20 protein-coding genes and 1 tRNA gene are annotated in these 18,282 nt (G+C 69.2%); 9 read left to right on the top strand and 12 right to left on the bottom strand.

Annotated elements, in window-relative coordinates; all coding sequences use genetic code 11:
• Nucleotides 1–41: 41 nt before the first annotated feature.
• The 4 genes from DQ384_RS21995 to DQ384_RS21980 all read right to left on the bottom strand — a co-directional run bounded on the left by DQ384_RS21995 (nt 42) and on the right by DQ384_RS21980 (nt 3,185).
• Nucleotides 42–791, bottom strand: a complete 750-nt coding sequence (locus DQ384_RS21995) for a TIGR03943 family putative permease subunit (protein WP_181871336.1) — start codon at nt 789–791, stop codon at nt 42–44.
• A gap of 5 nt (nt 792–796) precedes the next feature.
• The gene (locus DQ384_RS21990) at nt 797–1,825 is read right to left on the bottom strand and encodes a permease (protein WP_114030744.1); all 1,029 of its coding nucleotides are present in this window, start codon (nt 1,823–1,825) and stop codon (nt 797–799) included.
• Between the two features lie 75 nt (nt 1,826–1,900).
• Nucleotides 1,901–2,788: an NUDIX hydrolase gene (locus DQ384_RS21985; RefSeq protein WP_114030743.1), complete on the bottom strand. Its 888-nt coding sequence runs from the start codon at nt 2,786–2,788 to the stop codon at nt 1,901–1,903.
• 73 nt (nt 2,789–2,861) lie between these two features.
• Complete coding sequence (locus tag DQ384_RS21980) at nt 2,862–3,185, bottom strand: MazG-like family protein (RefSeq protein WP_114030742.1); 324 nt, start codon at nt 3,183–3,185, stop codon at nt 2,862–2,864.
• Nucleotides 3,186–3,334: 149 nt separating this feature from the next.
• On the opposite strand from DQ384_RS21980, the gene DQ384_RS21975 reads away from it, so the two are divergent.
• Nucleotides 3,335–3,724 (top strand): peptidase inhibitor family I36 protein, encoded by a 390-nt coding sequence (locus DQ384_RS21975; protein WP_181871335.1) that lies wholly within the window; start codon nt 3,335–3,337, stop codon nt 3,722–3,724.
• Nucleotides 3,725–3,784: 60 nt separating this feature from the next.
• On the opposite strand, the gene DQ384_RS21970 is transcribed toward DQ384_RS21975, so the two are convergent.
• Nucleotides 3,785–4,819, bottom strand: coding sequence for a sensor histidine kinase (locus tag DQ384_RS21970; protein WP_114030740.1), 1,035 nt, complete (start codon nt 4,817–4,819; stop codon nt 3,785–3,787).
• A gap of 106 nt (nt 4,820–4,925) precedes the next feature.
• Nucleotides 4,926–5,609, bottom strand: a complete 684-nt coding sequence (locus DQ384_RS21965; protein ID WP_245966678.1) for a M15 family metallopeptidase — start codon at nt 5,607–5,609, stop codon at nt 4,926–4,928.
• 484 nt (nt 5,610–6,093) lie between these two features.
• On the opposite strand from DQ384_RS21965, the gene DQ384_RS21960 reads away from it, so the two are divergent.
• Nucleotides 6,094–7,266: an ATP-binding protein gene (locus DQ384_RS21960; protein WP_425451482.1), complete on the top strand. Its 1,173-nt coding sequence runs from the start codon at nt 6,094–6,096 to the stop codon at nt 7,264–7,266.
• A gap of 180 nt (nt 7,267–7,446) precedes the next feature.
• Here DQ384_RS21960 and DQ384_RS21955 read toward each other — a convergent pair whose 3' ends face one another.
• Both DQ384_RS21955 and DQ384_RS21950 read right to left on the bottom strand, forming a co-directional pair.
• Nucleotides 7,447–8,277: a MauE/DoxX family redox-associated membrane protein gene (locus tag DQ384_RS21955; RefSeq protein WP_114030737.1), complete on the bottom strand. Its 831-nt coding sequence runs from the start codon at nt 8,275–8,277 to the stop codon at nt 7,447–7,449.
• Nucleotides 8,278–8,280: 3 nt separating this feature from the next.
• Nucleotides 8,281–9,219 (bottom strand): hypothetical protein, encoded by a 939-nt coding sequence (locus DQ384_RS21950; protein ID WP_114030736.1) that lies wholly within the window; start codon nt 9,217–9,219, stop codon nt 8,281–8,283.
• A 293-nt stretch (nt 9,220–9,512) separates the two neighbouring features.
• On the opposite strand from DQ384_RS21950, the gene DQ384_RS21945 reads away from it, so the two are divergent.
• A complete protein-coding gene (locus DQ384_RS21945; protein ID WP_114030735.1) occupies nt 9,513–10,043 on the top strand; it encodes a SigE family RNA polymerase sigma factor in 531 nt (176 codons plus the stop codon).
• A gap of 30 nt (nt 10,044–10,073) precedes the next feature.
• Here DQ384_RS21945 and DQ384_RS41405 read toward each other — a convergent pair whose 3' ends face one another.
• Together DQ384_RS41405 and DQ384_RS21935 are read right to left on the bottom strand one after the other, a co-directional pair.
• The gene (locus DQ384_RS41405) at nt 10,074–10,328 is read right to left on the bottom strand and encodes a hypothetical protein (protein ID WP_181871334.1); all 255 of its coding nucleotides are present in this window, start codon (nt 10,326–10,328) and stop codon (nt 10,074–10,076) included.
• An 84-nt stretch (nt 10,329–10,412) separates the two neighbouring features.
• Entirely contained in the window at nt 10,413–10,907 is a 495-nt protein-coding gene (locus tag DQ384_RS21935) for a MarR family winged helix-turn-helix transcriptional regulator (protein ID WP_245966677.1), read from the bottom strand.
• 104 nt (nt 10,908–11,011) lie between these two features.
• On the opposite strand from DQ384_RS21935, the gene DQ384_RS21930 reads away from it, so the two are divergent.
• Together DQ384_RS21930 and DQ384_RS21920 are read left to right on the top strand one after the other, a co-directional pair.
• Complete coding sequence (locus DQ384_RS21930; RefSeq protein ID WP_114030733.1) at nt 11,012–11,575, top strand: YceI family protein; 564 nt, start codon at nt 11,012–11,014, stop codon at nt 11,573–11,575.
• A gap of 815 nt (nt 11,576–12,390) precedes the next feature.
• A tRNA-Ser gene (locus DQ384_RS21920) sits at nt 12,391–12,480 on the top strand.
• Between the two features lie 96 nt (nt 12,481–12,576).
• Here the strand turns inward: DQ384_RS21920 and DQ384_RS21915 are convergent.
• Together DQ384_RS21915 and DQ384_RS21910 are read right to left on the bottom strand one after the other, a co-directional pair.
• Nucleotides 12,577–13,716 carry a tyrosine-type recombinase/integrase gene (locus DQ384_RS21915; protein WP_281274087.1) on the bottom strand — a complete coding sequence of 380 codons (1,140 nt, stop codon included), beginning with the start codon at nt 13,714–13,716 and terminating at the stop codon, nt 12,577–12,579.
• Nucleotides 13,717–14,018: 302 nt separating this feature from the next.
• Nucleotides 14,019–15,113: a helix-turn-helix domain-containing protein gene (locus DQ384_RS21910; RefSeq protein WP_114030730.1), complete on the bottom strand. Its 1,095-nt coding sequence runs from the start codon at nt 15,111–15,113 to the stop codon at nt 14,019–14,021.
• Nucleotides 15,114–15,512: 399 nt separating this feature from the next.
• On the opposite strand from DQ384_RS21910, the gene DQ384_RS21905 reads away from it, so the two are divergent.
• The 4 genes from DQ384_RS21905 to DQ384_RS21890 are packed head-to-tail and all read left to right on the top strand — an operon-like array spanning nt 15,513 to nt 18,277.
• Complete coding sequence (locus DQ384_RS21905) at nt 15,513–15,794, top strand: helix-turn-helix transcriptional regulator (protein WP_114030729.1); 282 nt, start codon at nt 15,513–15,515, stop codon at nt 15,792–15,794.
• Nucleotides 15,794–16,603 carry a phage antirepressor KilAC domain-containing protein gene (locus DQ384_RS21900; protein WP_114030728.1) on the top strand — a complete coding sequence of 270 codons (810 nt, stop codon included), beginning with the start codon at nt 15,794–15,796 and terminating at the stop codon, nt 16,601–16,603. Before DQ384_RS21905 ends, DQ384_RS21900 begins: the two co-directional genes overlap by 1 nt.
• A gap of 1 nt (nt 16,604) precedes the next feature.
• A complete protein-coding gene (locus DQ384_RS42245) occupies nt 16,605–17,474 on the top strand; it encodes a hypothetical protein (protein ID WP_220183061.1) in 870 nt (289 codons plus the stop codon).
• On the top strand, nt 17,474–18,277 hold the full coding sequence (locus tag DQ384_RS21890; protein ID WP_114030727.1) for an ATP-binding protein: 804 nt from the start codon (nt 17,474–17,476) through the stop codon (nt 18,275–18,277). The genes DQ384_RS42245 and DQ384_RS21890 overlap by 1 nt, the downstream gene beginning before the upstream one ends.
• Nucleotides 18,278–18,282 lie beyond the last annotated feature (5 nt).

The raw sequence follows: 18,282 nt of genomic DNA, 5'->3' as shown, positions 1-18,282 counted from the left end.
CGGACGGACACGCGCGCGCGAGCGGCGCGGGCGGCTCGGCGTCATTCGTACGGTTCGGCGGGTTGCGCCACCTTGGCCAGGCCGGTGGCCTTCATCTCGGGGGCCACGGTGCCCTTGGGGAGCTGGTCGTACGGCGTGGGAACCCACGTCCCGGTCACCTCGACCCAGGTGTCCGGGCGCGGCGCGGACAGGCCCAGGACGGAGACCTTCAGCGGGAAGGCGTCGGCCGCGCAGCAGCGTAGCTGCATGCGGGTGAGGTACCACTGGCCCTTCTTCTTGGACGGCACCACGAAGCCGACCAGCTTGACCTTCCGGTCCTTCAGCGACTGGTTCGCGTCCCCCCAGGCGCGGCCGATGAACTCCCCGAGCGGCATCGCCGTCGCCCTGTCCGTGGTGAGCGGGACATACGCGTCCTGGGGCGCCGGGCGCGGCGGGGGCGCGTCGTCCCGCTGCGCCGCGTCCGCGCCGAGCGCGGGCGGGGAGATCAGGAAGATGGCGATCACCGGGAGGCACAGCAGCCAGGCCACCTTCGGGCCGAAGCCGTGCACGTGCCCGTGCCCGTCCTCGTGCCGGGGCTCCTCCTCGGCCGCGGGGGCGGTGGGCGCGCCGTCGGCGTACGGCCTGCGCCACTCCTGCATCACGCCGAGCACACCGAGCACGAACAGCGCCAGCCCGGCGATCACCAGCAGCGGACGGAAGCCCGGCTTGACGTAGTTCAGGTAGATCGTGGACAGGGCGGAGACCCGGAGGATCGCCCCGCCGAGCAGCGTCAGCACCAGGCTCTGCGCCATACGGTTCACAGCAGCACCCATCCCACGAGAAGGCTCACTCCGATGGCCAGCACGAACGTCAGCGGGACGAACCGTGCGGCGAACGCCCGGCCGAACGTCCCCGCCTGAAGCGCGATCAGCTTGAGGTCCACCATGGGACCGACGACGAGGAAGGCCAGCTTGGCCGTGGGGGAGAACGCCGACAGCGACGCCGCCACGAACGCGTCGGCCTCCGAGCAGATCGACAGGATCACCGCCAGCAGCGCCAGCACGATCACCGACAGCACCGGGACGTCGCCCACCGACGCGAGCCAGGAGCGGGGGACGGTGACGTTGAGCGTCGCGGCCGTCAGGCCTCCGACGACCAGGAACCCGCCCGCGTGCAGGAAGTCGTGCCGCATCGCCGCCATGAACGCCGCCACGCGCGACCCGTCCGGCGGGGTCGTACGGGAGGGGATCCGCAGCCAGCCGGGACGGCCGAGCCACTGCCAGGCCCAGCCGGCCAGCACGGCGACCAGGAGGGACGCGGCGAACCTCGCCAGGACCATCGCGGGCTGCCCGGGGAAGGCCACGGCGGTGGCGACCAGCACGACCGGGTTGATCGCCGGGGACGCCAGCAGGAAGGCGAGGGCCGCGGCCGGGGTCACGCCGCGCGCCATCAGGCCCGAGGCCACCGGCACCGAGGCGCACTCGCATCCGGGCAGCACGAGGCCGGCCGCGCCGGCGACGGGCACGGCGGCGTACGGCCGCTTCGGCAGCGCGCGGGTCCAGAAGGACGGCGGCACGAAGACCGTGATCGCCGCCGAGAGCGCGACGCCCAGCACGAGGAAGGGGATCGCCTGGACGCAGATGGCCACGAAGATCGTCGACCAGGTGCGCAGGGCCGGGGCGGTGAGGTGGGGGGCGAGGAGGAGGTTGCCTATGAGAAGGAAACCCACGAGGGCCGCGAACACCCAAGGAAGGACCTGCGCCTCGGGAGCTCGCCGTCCCCATGACGGCGGGGGAACCGGACTGTCAGGATCGGCGGCCCAGTCAAGTGTGGTTCGGTCGCTCATATGGGTTTTTAGGGGTGTTTCCCGATATTTCCGTTTACAGGGCTAAGACTTCCACTGTGTTCGACTTCCTGAACGCTACACCCGTCCCGCCGGTCGCAGTTGCCCAAGCAGCCAACGCGGTCCGGTGACCTCCGCGCCCAGCTCCTTGACCCTGCGGCGCAGCTCCCGGTCGGCCGTCACCACCAGCACCCGCTCCCACGGCCGGGTCTCGCGGATCTCCCGCACGACGTCCACGATCGCGTCGTCGCCGCTGCCGCGGGCCGGGACCACCGTCACAGGCCCCTCCGAGGTCACGCTCCTGGCCTGGCCCTCGACCACCATGAGCACCCGCGGGTACCACTTCTCTGGCGCGGGGAACCCCTCCGGCGGATGGAGACCCCGTACGGCGAGGTCCTCGACGTCCTTGAGCAGGCGCCGGGTCGCGCCGGCCCGGTCGCGCCACCAGCCGTGCTCGGCCCGGGCCCCGAGGATGTTCGCCGCGTCCAGGATCACGACGGACGGCGGCAGCGTCTGCCTGATCACCGGCCACGTCTCGGCGAACCCCGGGTGCAGGGTCTCACCCCCGACATCGTCCGCGGGCAGCCACCGCATGTCGGTGCTCTCGGCGTTGGCGGGCGCGGCGGGGAACAGCGCGTCCGCCTCGGCGATCACCGTCTGGAACGACCAGCCGCCGTGGTCGTCGATGTAGACGCCGAGCACGCGCAGGATGTCCGCCTCCAGCGCCGCCTCCTCCAGCGCCTCGCGCATCGCCCCCGTGACGGCGTCCTCGTGGCTGTCGAGAGCCCCGCCGGGCAGGCCCCACGTGCCCCCGTGATGGCTCCACAGCGCGCGCTTCTGCATCAGGATGTGCGGCGTGCCGAGGGCGTCGAAGTGGACGGCGAGCAGCCCGGAGGCTCCGTGCACCCCCCAATGCCGGTGCCCCCGCTCACACAGCGCCCACCCGTCGCCGTCCTTCGCCGCCATGCTTTCCATCCTGCCTCAAGGCCCTCCTCGCACGGCCGGGCCGGTGCGCCCATAGGGGTATGCCCCAGGAGGATCAGCGGCCGGCACCGGACGCCCGGCTCGCCACCGCCGCCAGGTGTGACCTGAAGACGGCCGCCGCGTCGGGGGTGCGGCTCCTGAGGGCCACCATGGCCGTCAGGATCACATCGCACAGCTCGCGGTCGACGTCGTCCCACGTGTGGGTGAAGCCCTTGCGGGGGTTCTGCCCGAGGACGCCGATCACGGCGGCGGCCACCTCGCCGGTCTCCTCCGACAGCTTCATCAGCCGGGACATCAGCTCGACGTCGGGCGCCAGCGCGCTTCGCGCGTCGAGCCAGGCCACGAGCCGTTCGACGGTCTCCCAGGTCTCGGCGTCCATGGCCGTCCACGCTACAGCGCGTACCCCGGGCGACGGACCTGACGACCGCGGGCGCGGACACGCTGGCCGCAACAGGACTCCAACTCTCCGTAGTTGCTCTGTCACAATGTGTGGCGTTGGCCTTGATCACGATCGAAAGGTTTCCTCCAGTGAAGGCTTACCTCGCCGCACTCGCCCTCGCCACCACCGCCCTGCTGCCCGCCGGTGCGGGCGCCGCCCACGCCGACGCCGTGGCCGGGCCACCGGTGATCACGATCCCCGCAGGTCAGACGCGCTGTCCCGACGGCTACGTCTGCCTGTTCCGCGACTACGAGTTCCAGGGCGGCGGCTACGGCGTCGCCGCCGGCCACTCGATCGGGTTCCTCGGCCAGGTCGGCTTCAACGACCAGATGTCCTCGTGGGCCAACGACTCCGGGAGGCGCTACTGCTGGTATGTGGACGCCAATTACGCCGGTGACCGTCACGTGATGGAGAACCGCTATCGGGTCAACGTCCTGCCGCAGGAGAACGACCAGGCCTCCTCGCTGCGCCCCTGCTGAAACGGCCCGGCGCCCGGCCGCCCGTGCGAAACGGCGGCCGGGCCACGGCGTCCGGCCCCTTCAAAGGACACCGGTGAAGGCGCCCTCACAGGGGAACCGCAGTTCGATGCAGGCGCCGCCGGTGGGCGATTCGCGCACGCGGATGGTCCCGTGGTGGACGCGCACCACGGCGGACGTGATCGCCAGGCCCAGGCCGGCGCCCCCACGGTCACGGCTGCGGGCGGTGTCCACCCGGGCGAAGGGATTGAAGATCTCCTGCGCGCGGTTCTCGGCGATCCCGTGGCCGTCGTCTGAGACGGCCAGCAGGGCGGAGTCCCCGTCCAGGCACACGCGGACGTCCACGCCGTGCTGGGCATGGCGTTGGGCGTTGTCGAGCAGATTGGCCAGCGCCCGGCCGATCTGCTCCGGTACGCCGTCCACGGTGACCTCCTCGTCCAGGGCGAGCCCGACCGGATGACGGTCGCGGCGGTGCGCCAGCTCCGTGCGCACCAGCCGGGCCAGGTCCAGCCTCTTCCGGCCCTGGGCGCCGGTGGCCTCGATGCCGGCGAGATAGAGCAGATCGGTGACGATCCGCTGCAACCGGTCGACGTCGCCGAGCATGTTGGCCAGCAGTTCCGGGAGGTGGGTGTCCGCCGGGTGCAGCTGCGCCTCCTCCATCTGGAGCCGTAGACCGGCCAGGGGAGTGCGCAGCTCGTGCGTGGCGTCGGTGACGGCCTGCTGCCGCCCCCGCACGGCGAGCTCCAGCCGGCCGAGCGTCAGGTTGGCGGTGCGAGCGAGCTCGGACACCTCGTCGCTCCCTGGCGGCTGCGGGATCCGGCCGCTCAGGTCGTTGAAGGTTATGTCGGCGAGCTGGGCGCGAATGGCATCGACAGGCTGCAGTGCCCGCCCGACCAGCGCCCAGGTGGCCGAACCCGTGAGCGCGATCAGGATGATGGTGTCGCCCGTGATGACGAGGTTCACGAGGCCGGTGCTCTCGATGACCAGAATCGTGATCACTGCTATGGGAACCAGGACCAGCGTGGTGGTCGCGACCGTCAGCAGGGCGATCCGTCCGCGGATGGACCGTGGGCGCAGCCTGAGAGGCGTTATACCCATGTATTGACGGTACGTGAGCCGCCGAATCGGCTGAACTGCAGCATCCCATGAACTGCCGCCTCCGGCCGCTCTCCGCGTGGGACCCGGCGTAAAGGGCCGCCAGGTGTCACCCGCCGCCCTTGGCGAAGTGCTGGTAGTCCTTGGCGCCGTTGAAGTAGCCGCCCCACTCCCAGCCGTACTTCTCGAACAGCCGCACCACGCGGTCGCCGTCGTTGATGACGCCCGGCTTGTGCAGTGGACGTTCGGCGAAGCGCCTGGCGTTGTCGTGGGCGACCGAGCCGTCCGGCTCCACCCACGGGTTCTCGCGCGGGTTGATGTCGACGGCCTTGCCGTACGAGTGCTTGGACCAGCTGCTGGAGCCGGCGACCCTGCGGCAGTTGAAGGCCGAGGTGTTGTCGGCCTCGATCGAGTCGAAGTCGCTGGCGCCGTACTTGTCGATCGTCTCCATGCGGGTGATCGGGTACCGCCAGTCGTACAACTGCTTGAAGATGGAGACCACGTCGTCGGCGACCGCCTCGTTGACGACCAGCTCACCGGTGTGGGGCTTCTTGTCGAAGCCCCAGTAGGTCATCGTGATCTTCCGCAGGTCCCGCGGCGGAACCGGGCATCCCTCGCGCCAGGACTGCTTGAGCGTGCCGGGCGTGACGTCGGAGACCTTCGACGTGAACGCGGGCGGCTCTGTGGCGGACGCGGACGCGCTCGGCGCCGTCGAGGGGGAGTCGAGCGGGGCCGAGGTGGTGACGGTGGGGGTCGAGGGCGGAACCGAGTCGGCCGCGGGCTCGCCCGTCACGCCGGACCCCGCGTCGGCCGCTGAGCCGGTCGCAGTGCCGGTCGCAGCGCCGCCGCATGCCGTGACCACGGCGGACGCGCACGCGAGAAGGAGAACGCCCAGGTGACGTGGCTTTCGTTTCTCGGACATACGTCAGAGTAAGGCCTTCGTGACCCCGCTCGTGACGCAATCGTGATGTCGCTGGTCACGTGCCCCCGGCGCGGCGATGCCGGATCTGTGTCGCAGCTTTTACCCGAGACCGCTCGCGCACGTGTTCGACTGCGCGCTACAGTTCTGGGCATCGGATCGAACGGGCGTTCGGGCGGAGGAGTTCCAGGTGAGGGGTGGTGTGCCCATGGCGGTGGTCTCGATGCCTCCGACGCCCTCGCGGCCGGCGTCCCGCCCGGCGCGCGTGCCCCGCCGACCGGCGACACGCCGTAGCGCTTTCTATGGAAATCTAGGACGGCCGCTATATCCGGTCATAAAGTCCGAGAGCGTGGACCCCGTGCGCAATCCCTACGCCCCCGGTGCGGGGCAGCGCCCCCCAGAGCTCGCCGGGCGCGATCGTGAGCTGCAACAGTTCGAGGTCGTGCTCGAACGCGTGGCCCGTGGGCGGCCCGAGCGCAGCATGGTCCTCACCGGTCTGCGCGGCGTCGGCAAGACCGTGCTGCTCAACACCTTCAAGTCCATGGCGATGCAGCGCCTGTGGGGCACCGGCAAGATCGAGGCCCGTCCCGAGCAGTCGATCCGCCGTCCCGTCGCCGCCGCGATGCACATGGCGATCCGCGAGCTGGCCCCCCGCCATCGCGCGCCCGAGCGCATCGAAGAGTTCCTCGGCGTGCTGAAGGCCTTCGCCATGCGCGACCCGTCGGCGGCGAAGGGCACGTCCCACTGGTCCCCGGCGATCGACGTCCCGGCGGGCCGGGGCCGCGCCGACTCCGGCGATCTGGAGATCGACCTCACCGAGCTGTTCGTGGACGCCGCCTCGGTGGCGACCGACCTCGGCGTGGGCGTGGCCCTGTTCATCGACGAGATGCAGGACGTCCAGCCGCCCGACATCTCGGCCCTGTGCGCCGCCTGCCACGAGCTGTCGCAGAGCGGCGGCCCGCTGATCGTCGTGGGCGCCGGCCTGCCCCACCTGCCGAGCGTGCTCAGCGCCAGCAAGAGCTACTCCGAGCGCCTGTTCCGGTACGCGCGCATCGACCGGCTCGACCGCGCGGCGGCCGATCTGGCCCTCATCGCCCCGGCCGAGCGCGAAGAGGTGGAGTTCACCCCCGAGGCCCTCGACGCGCTGTACGAGGCCGCCGACGGCTACCCCTACTTCGTCCAGGCCTACGGCAAGGTCGCCTGGGACGTCGCGCCGAAGTCGCCCATCACGGCCGACGACATCCGGGTCGCCTCGCCCGAGGCCGAGGAGGAACTGGCGGTGGGCTTCTTCGGCAGCCGGTACGAGCGCGCCACCCCCGCCGAGCGTGAGTACATGCACGCGATGGCGTCCGTCGGCGACGAGCCCGTGCCGACGTCCGAGGTCGCCGAGCTGCTCGGCCGCAAGCCCTCCAGCCTTTCTCCCGCCCGCGACAGCCTCATCAAGAAAGGACTGATCTTCAGCGCCGAGCGCGGCCTGATCGCCTTCACGGTGCCGCACTTCGGCAGGTTCCTCCGGGCCCAGCCCTTGTAGTAGAGACGGGACGCGACACCCCATTGACCTCTCTACGGCTTTCTAGAGGGGAAGCTAGAGAGCCGTAGAGAGTTGAATGCGCGGTGCCGGGCGGCCGCCCCCGCCGTCCGGCACCGTGCTCCCCATGCTCACCCGTGGCGCGGCGATGCCGGCCGCCCGTCTGCGGCTGTCTAGGGCTTTCTAGTGCCCAGCCGATACACCGATAGATTTCCGAAGAGGACCGGCCGCCTCGCCCTCGACCACGGCCACCCGTACGGGAGGCCGCCGCCCGCTGAGGTACACGGCGAACACGACGTCCGCCTCGGCTCCCGAGGCCACGCGCGCCGGGTACACGAAGAACCGCCAGCACAGCTCGCGCCAGGTGTCGGACGGCTCGGCCGCCGTGAGCAGGTCGAGATGGGAACGCCACTCGCTGCTCGACCTCAGGCGGGCGAGCGCCTTGGGCGCCGCGATGGGCCGCTGCTCGCACGGTGCCCGGTGCCGGACGCGGGCGAGGCTCTCCTCCATCTCGGGGGACAGGACGGCCAGCAGCGCGAGCCCCGCCCCGAAGGCGATCAGCGTGTGCCACGAAGGCGAGAGAAGGTTCCTCCCGGTCACCGGCACGACCGCGACCAGCACCGCCGCCCCGGTCAGCACCACGGCCCGGCCGATCGACCGCAGGCCGACGGGGGAGCCGCTCGCGTCGCCGAAGCACCCGCACCCGACGTCCGGCCGCCGGCGGCGCAGCTCCCACAGGACGTAGGTCGCCACCGAGAAGAACGTGACCGTCCCCCACCGGGGCAGCGGGCTCGCGGTGAAGACCAGGCCCGCGGCCAGCACGACCTCCGCCCCGGCACAGAAGATCATCACGGGCTTGCGCCACCGCTCCGGCACCAGGACTCCCGGACCGAGGCGCGCGAGCCCTCCCGGCTCGGCGTGCGAGCCGGCGGTCGCGGCCTTGGCGGAGCCTCCGAGGAACAGGAGGAGCACGACGAGCGCGAGAGCGGCGGTGGCGAGGGTTTCAGGCGCCATGGGTCACCCCAATCCGACACGGGCGTTGAAGCATCCGTTGGTGAGATCTCCCCCGAGCTCCACGAAGGACGCCGGAGACAGCTCGGCGATCCGCCCCCGCGGTGACGTGCCACATTCCACGCATCGATCACAGAACCGGCCCGCCATGCACCCGCAGGCCACGATCGGCAACACGGCGGCGCGGCTCTCGCACACATTGCCGACGTAAAGCATCGACCCAAGCGACAAGTAGGGCAAACCAGTGCACGACACCCCCGCGTCGTCACACTGGGAATCGGCACGTTCCAACATCGGGTACGCGACCCCGGCCTCACCCTCGTCGAACGCGTCCGACCACGCGGCCGCCCCCGAGATCCTCGACTGCACGCCGTTGTACGCGGGCGGCGGAGGCGGTACGGCCGTCGCGCGGTACGGCGGCTGCGAGGTCGCCGGCAGGTAGGCGGTCGTGACGCCCTCCACGCGGGTGCCGATGGCGTCGAAGAGGTACCCCGGTTCGAGCCGCGGATGGCGTACGGCGATGCGGCCGGAGGCGCCGTACGGGATGACGACCTCGCGCGTGCCCCGGTGCGGCCCGCAGTGCAGCTCCACCGTGCGGTCCCGGCCGTCCCTGCCCATGGAGAGGATCACGCCTGTGACGCGGGTGACGTCGCCCCACAGCCGGTCGGCCACGCGGCCGGACTGCCGGGCGCGGATGACGACGCGGCTCCCGGTGGGCAGGTCCGCCGGCGTGATCACGCTGCCACGCCAGGCCGTGGCCCACGGGGCGATGACGAGGCGCTCCTCCACCCCCTCGGGGTTTTCCACGATGATCAGGTGCGGGCTGACATCCAGGATCTCGCCCGTCACCGCCGTCAGGGCGGGGTTCTCCTCCTCCGCCTGTGGTGGCACCAGGCTGCGGCCGAGTGCCTTGGACGCCAGCGCGTGGCGGCGCTCCACTCCCATGGGCCCTCCCCAGCAACTGCGGCGAGTCACCTAGATGCCCGCTAGCGTCACACGTTTTGCCGGGGGCAGCGTTTCCGGCGGGGCAGATATTTCCCCCGCGCAGGGCGCGGGTAGCAAATTACCCACTCTCGGAGGAACTAGTCGCCGTCCCCGCCTGCCGTCCGAATGTAACGATCTTTGCATTCGGTGGGGCGAAACCTGGATGAAGGTTCAGCCGCATTAGGGGGTCCGGCTGCGATTCTGACCACGAGACCCGAACGAATCATGCCCTTCGTCACGGCACCGGTGGTCGCATGAGCGGTAAAGATGAGGAGTTCCGCCAGTACGTGGTCGCGCGCGGCCCGGCGCTGCTGCGCGTCGCCTATCAGCTGACCGGTCAGCCCGCCGACGCCGAGGATCTGCTCCAGGCCGCCCTCGCCAAGACCTACCTCGCCTGGGACCGCATCAACGACCGGGCCTCGCTGGACGGGTACGTGCGCCGCGCCATGGTCAACATCAACATCTCGTGGTGGCGGCGCAGGAAGCTGGAGGAGTATCCGTCCGAGGAACTGCCGGACACCCCGGTGCGGGACGGCCCCACGCCCGGGGAGATCCACGAGCTGCTGGAGCAGGCGATCGACCGGCTCCCTGCGCGGCAGCGCACGGCGATCCTGCTGCGCTACTACGAGGACATGACCGAGACGGAGATCGCCACGACGCTCGGGATCAGCATCGGCACCGTCAAGAGCACGGTCTCCCGCGCGATGGCGAAGCTCCGCGGCGACCTGGTCGTCGTCGAGCCGTGCGTACCCGAGACGCGACCCCAGTTGGGATCCGCAGGCTGACCGAGCGCTTGTCGAGGACCGGAGGCGGGTTCAGACTCGGTAAGCGCAGGTGGCACTGATGCGCAGCACGATGCCCGAGTTCCCGCTCACCGTCACCTCGATCATGCGATATGGCACCGGCCGGTTCGCCGACCACGAGGTGGCCACGAACACCGGCGACGCTACCGGCGCCTGTCGTACGGCGAGCCGGCCGGGGAGGCCGCCCGCCTGGCCGGCGCCCTGCGCGCGCTCGGCGTGGACGGCGACCAGCGCGTCGCGACGTTCTGCTGGAACAACACCGAGCATGGGCGTTCGTCGAGGCGGTGCCCAAGACCAGCGTTGGCAAGTTCGCGAAGCGGGCGCTGCGCGAGATGCACGCCCGGGGCGAGCTCATGATCGTGCAGGAGTGACCTGGGTCGGCACGTCCGCGCCCGCCGTGGCGCAGGGCCGTACGACGTCGCGGATGATCCGCAGGGTGTCGAGCAGCGTCTCCAGCTGCGTGGGGGTCAACAGGCCCGTGAACCAGGTCTCGATGTCCTCCAGGTGCCTGGGCAGGACCGCCTGCAGGCGGGCCAGGCCGGCGTCCGTCAGCGTCGCGTAGGACGCCCGGCGGTCGCTCGCGCACGCCACGCGCCGGACCAGGTCCTCGCGCTCCAGCCTGTCCACCACCCGGGTCACCCCGCTGGTGGACAGCGACGTCTGCGCCGCCAGGTCGCTCATGCGCAGCTGCCGCTCAGGAGAGCGTGCGAGGCGGATCAGTGTCTCGAAGTCGACCTCGGACAGCCCGCTCTCCGCGAAGGCGGGCGTCATCTTGCTCGTGAGACCCGAGTGGACCTCCATGAGAAGGCCTATCGCGGTGAGTCGGGCGTCGTCAGTTGGGATCACGCTCTCAGTCTAGCCGACGATAGTTGACGAGCGGAATATTCCTCGTGTAGACATCTGTTGCAGCAGACATCCGCCCAGCAACTAGTCCCACGGAGATGGAAATCATGAGCACTCGCGCCTGGGAAGGCCTCACGATCCCCGAGCCCGGCACCTTCGACCTGGATGTCGCACACACCCGCATCGGCTTCATGGCGAAGCACATGATGGTCACCAAGGTCCGCGGCCGGTTCGGCGACTTCAGGGGAAGCGTCACGATCGGTGAGAACCCCCTCGACTCGTCGGCCGAGCTCACCATCCAGACCGCCAGCATCGACACGGGCAGCACCGACCGCGACAACCACCTGCGCAGCGAGGACTTCCTCGCGGTCGACAAGTTCCCCGAGCTGACCTTCCGCAGCACCCGCGTCGTCAGCCACTCGGACGAGGACTTCGTGCTCGTCGGCGACCTCACGATCCGCGAGGTCACCAAGGAGGTCACCCTCAAGGTCGAGTACGGCGGCGCCGGCACCAACCCCTGGGGCGCGGAGATCTTCGGCTTCTCCATCGAGACCGAGATCGACCGTGAGGAGTTCGGCCTGACCTGGAACGTCGCCCTTGAGACCGGTGGCGTCCTGGTCAGCAAGAAGGTCAAGATCGAGGTAGAGGGCCAGGCCGCCCGCCGCGCCTGACCCCGCACGCCCCGGACCGCGCATGCCGGCAGCCCACCGGGCTCCTCCATGCGCGGCCCCGGCCCCCAGCCGCGCGTAAGCCTCTCCCGGCTCCTGTCGCCGCGTCGGCCTCTGCGGGCCCCCGCCGCAGGCCTCTCCCGCCTCCTCCCACGCGTCCGCCTCTGCAGGGCTTAGGCCGCGCCTCCGCCTCACCAGGGCTCAGGCCGCGCGTCCGCCTCTGCAGGGCTTAGGCCGCGCGCCGGCCCCGCGGGGCCCCCTGGCGGCCGCTGGCTCGTTGGGCTCCCGGCCACGCGCGGCGTCGGCCCTCGTCGGCACCTGGGCCGCGCGTGCGTGGCGACGCGTCCCCATCGCGTCGCCCCTCTCAACTCCCGGCCATCCGGACACCGTGGGACCGGATGGCCGGTGATACCTCCTCCCCGGAAGCGCGGCGGTCATTTCGGCGAGACCGCCAAGGCGCGGAAGCGGGCCGCCGGACTCCCTGCCCCGGCGGCCCGCCCCCTTCCGGCTTCCCCACTTCCCACGTCCACACCCTGCTTCCACACCCTGCTTCCACACCCTGCTTCCACAGCCTGTGGACACAGGGTGTGGAAACCCCGGCAAGCCCCAACTCCGGCCGGAGCCACCGGCCCACTCCGAGCGCGACCACCGGCCCACCCATGCCCCGACCACCTGCCAACTCCGGACGCGGCACCCGGCACAGCCCTCCGCCCCAGACATGATTGCTCGCGACGGCGAATCCACTTTGCCGCCCGGCATCAAGGCCGGTACTCTGTGCTGAGCCGGTCGGCGGCAACACCAAGCCGACGGGCCGATCAGGAGGCTTCGCCTAGTCAGGTCTATGGCGCCGCACTGCTAATGCGGTTTGGGTCTACAGCCCATCCGGGGTTCAAATCCCCGAGCCTCCGCTCTGATCAGGGGTTTCTCTCGGAAGGATCTTCCGTAGGGATCCCCTGATTTGCGTTTCAAGGCCAACGTGAGCACGCGATGAGCACAAGCCCGTGTCATGTGCTCATCGCGCGCCTCCTCGGAATGATCGCGGCCGTCGCCTCGGCTGCCGCCTGGGCCACCTCGGGGACGACTGAGGTGTAGACGTCGGCGGTGAACGAGTACCTGCTGTGACCGAGCGTCGCGCTGACGACCTTCATGTCCACGCCCGCCGCGAGCATCAGCGTCGCAGCGCAGTGCCGCAGATCATGAAACCGGATCGGGGGAAGCCCCGCAGCCTTGACGATCGCTGCGAACCTCTCGGAGACGTATTCCTCGCGAAGCGCCTTCCCATCCTCGGTCGTGAAGATCAGGCCCGTGTCGGTCCAATCGGCGCCAGCCGCCAGGCGCTCACGCCGCTGATTCGCGCGCCACGCCCTCAGCAACGTCAGTTTGATGTCGTCCAGGGCAACAGTTCGCCAGGACGCCTCTGACTTCAGGCCGTCGTCGTCTTCGTCGAGCGACTCCAGAAGGCTCACGGTCTTCGTGCCGTCGAAGTCGCTGTCCTCCCACCGCACGCCGCAGACCTCGCCGCGGCGAAGGCCGCGCGTCGCCGTCAGGTGGTACAGCGGGTATAGCCGTTCCTTCCGGGCCTCGGCGAAGTCCAGGAACTCACCGCACAGCTGCGGTCCCCAGACCATGACCTTGCCCGGAACCTTGCCAGTCTCCCGCCAGCGCGCCACCCTCTCCGGCGTCCAGACCAGGGGGCGGCGTTTCGGAACGCGCGGCAGCTCGACATGTTCGGCAGGGTTGCGCCCGATCTTCTTCGTCTTCACCGCCGTGCCGAGTGCGGACGAAAGCACCCGATGCACGCGCTGGATACGCGAGGCCGACAGCGGCTGCTTCCGCTTCAGCCCCGGCTTCTCGCCTTCCGCTAGGCGGACCTTCGGGGCGAGCGAGCGGGCCCCCAGTAGACGGCGCAGCATCTCCGAAGGCTTCTGGTCCTCCGGCAGGTTGTTGATCTGCACCATCGCAGCGGAGAGCTGGGCAAGGTGATGCTCGCTCAGGTCTTGAAGCCGCACATGGCCGATGCCAGGGACGAGATAGAGGTTGATCGCCTCCACGTAGGAGGCCCGCGTGGAGTCCTTGAGCCGGTTCTTTCCCTCAACCCACAAGCGCAGGTAAGACCCGACCGTGAGAGTCCGCTCCGCAGCAATGCCACCCTCATCCGCGACGGTGAGCGCCTTCCGGAGTGCCTTCTCCGCCTCGGTCGCGTTCTCGAACGGGCCGATCCAGGGCTGGCGACGCTTGCCATCAGGGCCAGGTGGCGCCGATTATCGAGCCCACCAGGTGCCGTGATCGCGGCTCCAGCGCCATTCGGGCTGTCCATCTTTGCCGAGCTTGGGCCCGCCGTCGCGGCCCTTCACATGGACTCTGAGCTGGGGGCAACGGTCGCCCAGCTGCTTACCCGTCTGCGGGTCACGGCAGTCGCATCGCTTCTTCACAACGCCGGCACGCTTCATCGAGCCTCCTCCGAGCTGTGGTCGGGCTCGGTCGCGCTATCCGACTGTCCGGGATGTGTTGCCAGGCCGGTTTGCGGGGACTCGGTGATGACCGCGAGCGCTTCCTTAATCCTGTCCTCAACCACCTCGGGGGCCATCCAGGAATGCTTTTGCATGAATGAGAACATGCCAGCCGCAGCGACGAGGGATAGGTGCCATATGTGCAGAGAATTGATGAGTGCCTTTCGACCCTCCGCAGTGAGCGGTGCTTCTGAGTCGTCCTGCCGGACCACCATCGTGAGCAGTGAAATACCTTCAGTGTGTGGTGGCTTGACGATGTCCGCATCAATCACCTGGCCTGAAAGAAGCGCGTCTTGCACGCGGATAGGCAGCCGGCCGAATGCGTTCGCTTCATCGTGACGCACGAACAGCGCCGGAGCGAATGTCTCGGTCATTTGCCCGATCTGCTCGCGCAGCTTGTCCAGTTCGCTGTGGATCCTCGCTGCGGTCTCGGTCATCCGCGCGGAATCGGTAGTCGAAGCACGCACCGAGATGAGAGCAGCGCCGCCCCCGAGAAAGGTGGAGTCTTCCGGGGACCACCCTTGGTCTTCCAGAAACGCGCGAATGGATGAGTCCAGCTCAGTAGCCAGGTCGAGGCGCGGGACAATGAACTGCGCCAGGCGGCCCGCCTCTTCCTGTAGAGCTTGATGAGCACTCAGCCGGGAATCATCATCCCGCGCGTCTCGCAGAGCTGCCATGAATGCGACGTACGCATCGGCAGCGTCCCTTGCTGTTTTCGGATCCTCGCGCTTTAGCCGTTCGATGACTTCGATCAGGCGGTGAGCGATTCGCGGCTGCACGAGCAGCATGGCGTCCCGAGGATGGTGCGTGGAGCTGTACGCGTACCAGTGATCGAGTCCGAGGGCGGCCTCCACGTTGTTAAGGACCCGGTCGTCCGGCTCCGCGACCGCATCCCGCTCCAAGTTACTGACGGTGTTCCGGGAGACTCTGGCGAGCCAGGCGAGGGTTGCCTGGCTGATGCGAATCTCCTCGCGCCGGTTGCGCAGATGGACTCCGAGGCCGAGTTGAGCTTCGAGGGTGGGGTCTGACATGGGGTGACTGCTCCTGTGCTTGGGGGAGTTCCAACAGGGCGACCCTTCCGTGTGCAACCCACGATAGCCCACGATGCACAAGCATTGTCAACAATGCCCAACGATATGTATGCCCGAGTTGTGTACAAGCGCGATGCTTCCTATGGCTTCTACGCTGTTGCTATGTCGCGTCCTGACCGGGGAGGCTCTGTGTTGCACATTGGGTGTCTGTTCGTTCCCGTTGATGGTGACACGTGGGCGCCGCGTGTCGTATGGTGCTGGTGAGTCGCTGATCTAGCAGCAACGGCCGAAGGGCTCATCTCATGAGATGGGCCCGGCGGGCTCCTACCCCCGCCAGGCCCAGAGCGCGTTGATCCCCGACGTCTACCGCTACCAACGGATGCCAACAAGGACGCGCAAGTGAAAAGTACCACTGAGTTCTCTCAGGTTCGCAGCGATCTCTCCGTCAGCACCTCCCTATCTCCGCAGGTAGCCGAGCAGCTGCGCGAGAAGCGGAGCAACGACCGCTGGCTCACCATCGACGAGGTCGCGGCGATGAAGCGGACCTCACCCGCCACGGAGCGGTGGCTCCGCCACCAGGGCCAGGCCAGCTACTACTTCCGCCTCGGCCGCCGCGTCGTCGCCTGGGAAAGCGACGTCTTGGCGCACATCGAGGCCGCGCGTTTCGCCGAGACCCACTGATGAGCGAGTTGCAGCGCTTCGTCTGTCCCGACACGGGACAGACGATCCGCGCGATCCTGCTCAACGGCGAGTCGTGGTTCGTCGGCCGCGACGCTGCCGAGATCCTCGGCATCGCTGACGCGAGGGCCTCGCTCAACCTGCTGGACGACGATGAGCATGACACTGTCCCGGTCATCGACTCCATGGGACGTCAGCAGTCGACGATCGTCATCAACGAGCCCGGCCTGTACTCGCTGATCCTCCGCAGCCGCAAGCCGGAGGCCAAGGCGTTCAAGCGGTGGGTGACGCACGAGGTGCTGCCCGCGATCCGTCACACCGGCTCGTACACGGTCCAGCCGCAGCACGTCATCCCGGCGTCGTACGCCGAGGCGCTGGAGCTCGCCGCGAGGCAGGCCCGGGAGATCGAGGCCAAACAGGCGAAGATCGCCGAGCTGGAGCCGGAGGCCGCCCGTGCCCGCCAAACCATGGACGCCGACGGGCTCGCCCTGGTCGGCACGGTGGCCAAGAGGTTCGGGCTGAGAGAGAAGGCGCTCCGGGAGTTCCTGTTCGCGGAACACGTGCTGATCCAGACAGGATCGCGTCGCAACGAGCCGATGGCCATGTACGTACAGGCCGGCTACTTCGAGGTCAAGGTCGCCCTGGTGAACGTCGACCCCGACCGGGCGCCGCTCGAACGGTCCGTCACCTACGTCACCCCGAGAGGAGAGGCGTTCATCTGGCGGCGACTGGTCGCGGCCGGAGTCCGCGCCGGTCGGATGCCTCCGCTCCGGCAGATGGCCCTGATCACCATCGAGCCCGCGGCGGACTGAGGTGGCGTGGGTACGCCTCAGCGACGACTTCTACGATCACCCGAAGTTCGACCGGGTCGGGTCGCTGGGGATCGCGCTGTTCACCGCCTCGCTCGCCTGGTGTAACAGGAACCTGAGCGATGGGTTCATACCGCGCAGGACGGCGGCTCGCCTGCTCGACTTCGAGGACGCGGTCGAGGCAGTGCGTAACGCCGACCGTAACGCCGTTACTAACGGGAGCAGTAACGACGACCTAACGCCCGCCATAGCGCGCATCGTCATCAGGAGACTGGTCGAGGCCCGTCTCTGGCATGAGGTCGAGGGGGGGTATCGCGTCCACGACTACCTCGATTACCAGGGGTCGAAGGAGCAGATCGAGGCCGGGCGCAAGAGCAACGCCGCACGTCAGAGGGCATGGCGTGACCGCCAGAAGGCCGAGAAGCGTAACGGCACCCGTAACGGCGTTACTAACGGCCCCGTAACGGGTGCTCCCAACCCCAACCCCACAGAAGAAGTACTTCTTACTTCTTCGTCGTCGGCTTCGCCGCGCGACGGCGACCCAGTCCGCGAAGACGTCGAACGGATCTGCGAGCACCTCGCGGACCGCATCGAGCAGAACGACAGCAAGCGGCCCACGATCAGCAAGCGATGGAGGGACGCCGTCCGGCTGATGATCGACGCCGACGGCCGGACCGAGGAGCAGGTGCACAAGGCCATCGACTGGTGCCAGGACTCGGAGTTCTGGCGGTCGAACGTGCTCTCCATGCACAAGCTCCGCGAGAAGTACGACACCTTGCGCCTCCAGGCGCAGCGCGACGGTACCAAGGCCGCACCAGGCCACCAGCCGTACCGCGACCCCACAGATTCATCCGGCTACTACGGGGAGTTGTGATGACCGCACCCATCCACGACAGGAGACCGCAGAGCATCGGCGTTCTCGCCGAGCGTTGCCTGGCCAACGTCGCCGACCGTTCGCTCCGCTCGGTGACCTCGGACGCCGACCAGCAGCGCCGCGAGTTCGAGCTGGAGCGGCGGCGCGACCTGGTCCAGCGGACCCGCGACCGCATCCCGCTGCGCTACCGCGACGCCGCGATCACTCACGCGGAGATCGCCGCCTGGACGGACGCGCTGATCTCGGCGACCAACGCGGTACCCGGTCGGGGCCTGGCCCGTGGCGGGTCTCTGTTCCTGCTCGGCGCGACGGGCCGGGGCAAGACCTTCGAGGCGTACGGAGTCATCCGGGCCGTCGCCGAGGCGGGCATCGCAGCCCACTGGGCGGCCCTGACCGAGGGCGACCTATTCGCCCGGCTGCGGCCACGCCCCGGCGTGGACTCCGAAGCGGAGTTCGAGCGGGTCGCGCAGGCCGAGCTGCTTGTTCTCGACGACCTCGGCAGCGCGAAGGCCAGCGACTGGACCGTGAACGAGGTGGTGTTCCGGCTCGTGAACTACCGCTACGAGCACATGGCCCCCACGGTCTTCGTCTCGAACTTGGAGCTCGACGAGATCAAGGAACGCCTCGGTGACCGGATCACCGGGCGGTTGAACGAGATGGCCCAGCGGGTCGTCTTCGACGGCAACGACCGGCGCCGCCAGGGCGGCGTTGCGTCCCCGCCGCTGACGTTCATGGTCCCGCCTCGGCCCGTGAGGGCTCCTGGCAACTGGGCGCCCTACTACGAGGAAGTCGCTCCCGGATGACCCGC

The organism is Sphaerisporangium album, from assembly GCF_003323745.1.
Taxonomy (GTDB): domain Bacteria; phylum Actinomycetota; class Actinomycetes; order Streptosporangiales; family Streptosporangiaceae; genus Sphaerisporangium; species Sphaerisporangium album.
The sequence above is the reverse complement of the archived record's forward strand: the minus strand, read 5'-3'. Positions and strand labels throughout refer to the sequence as shown.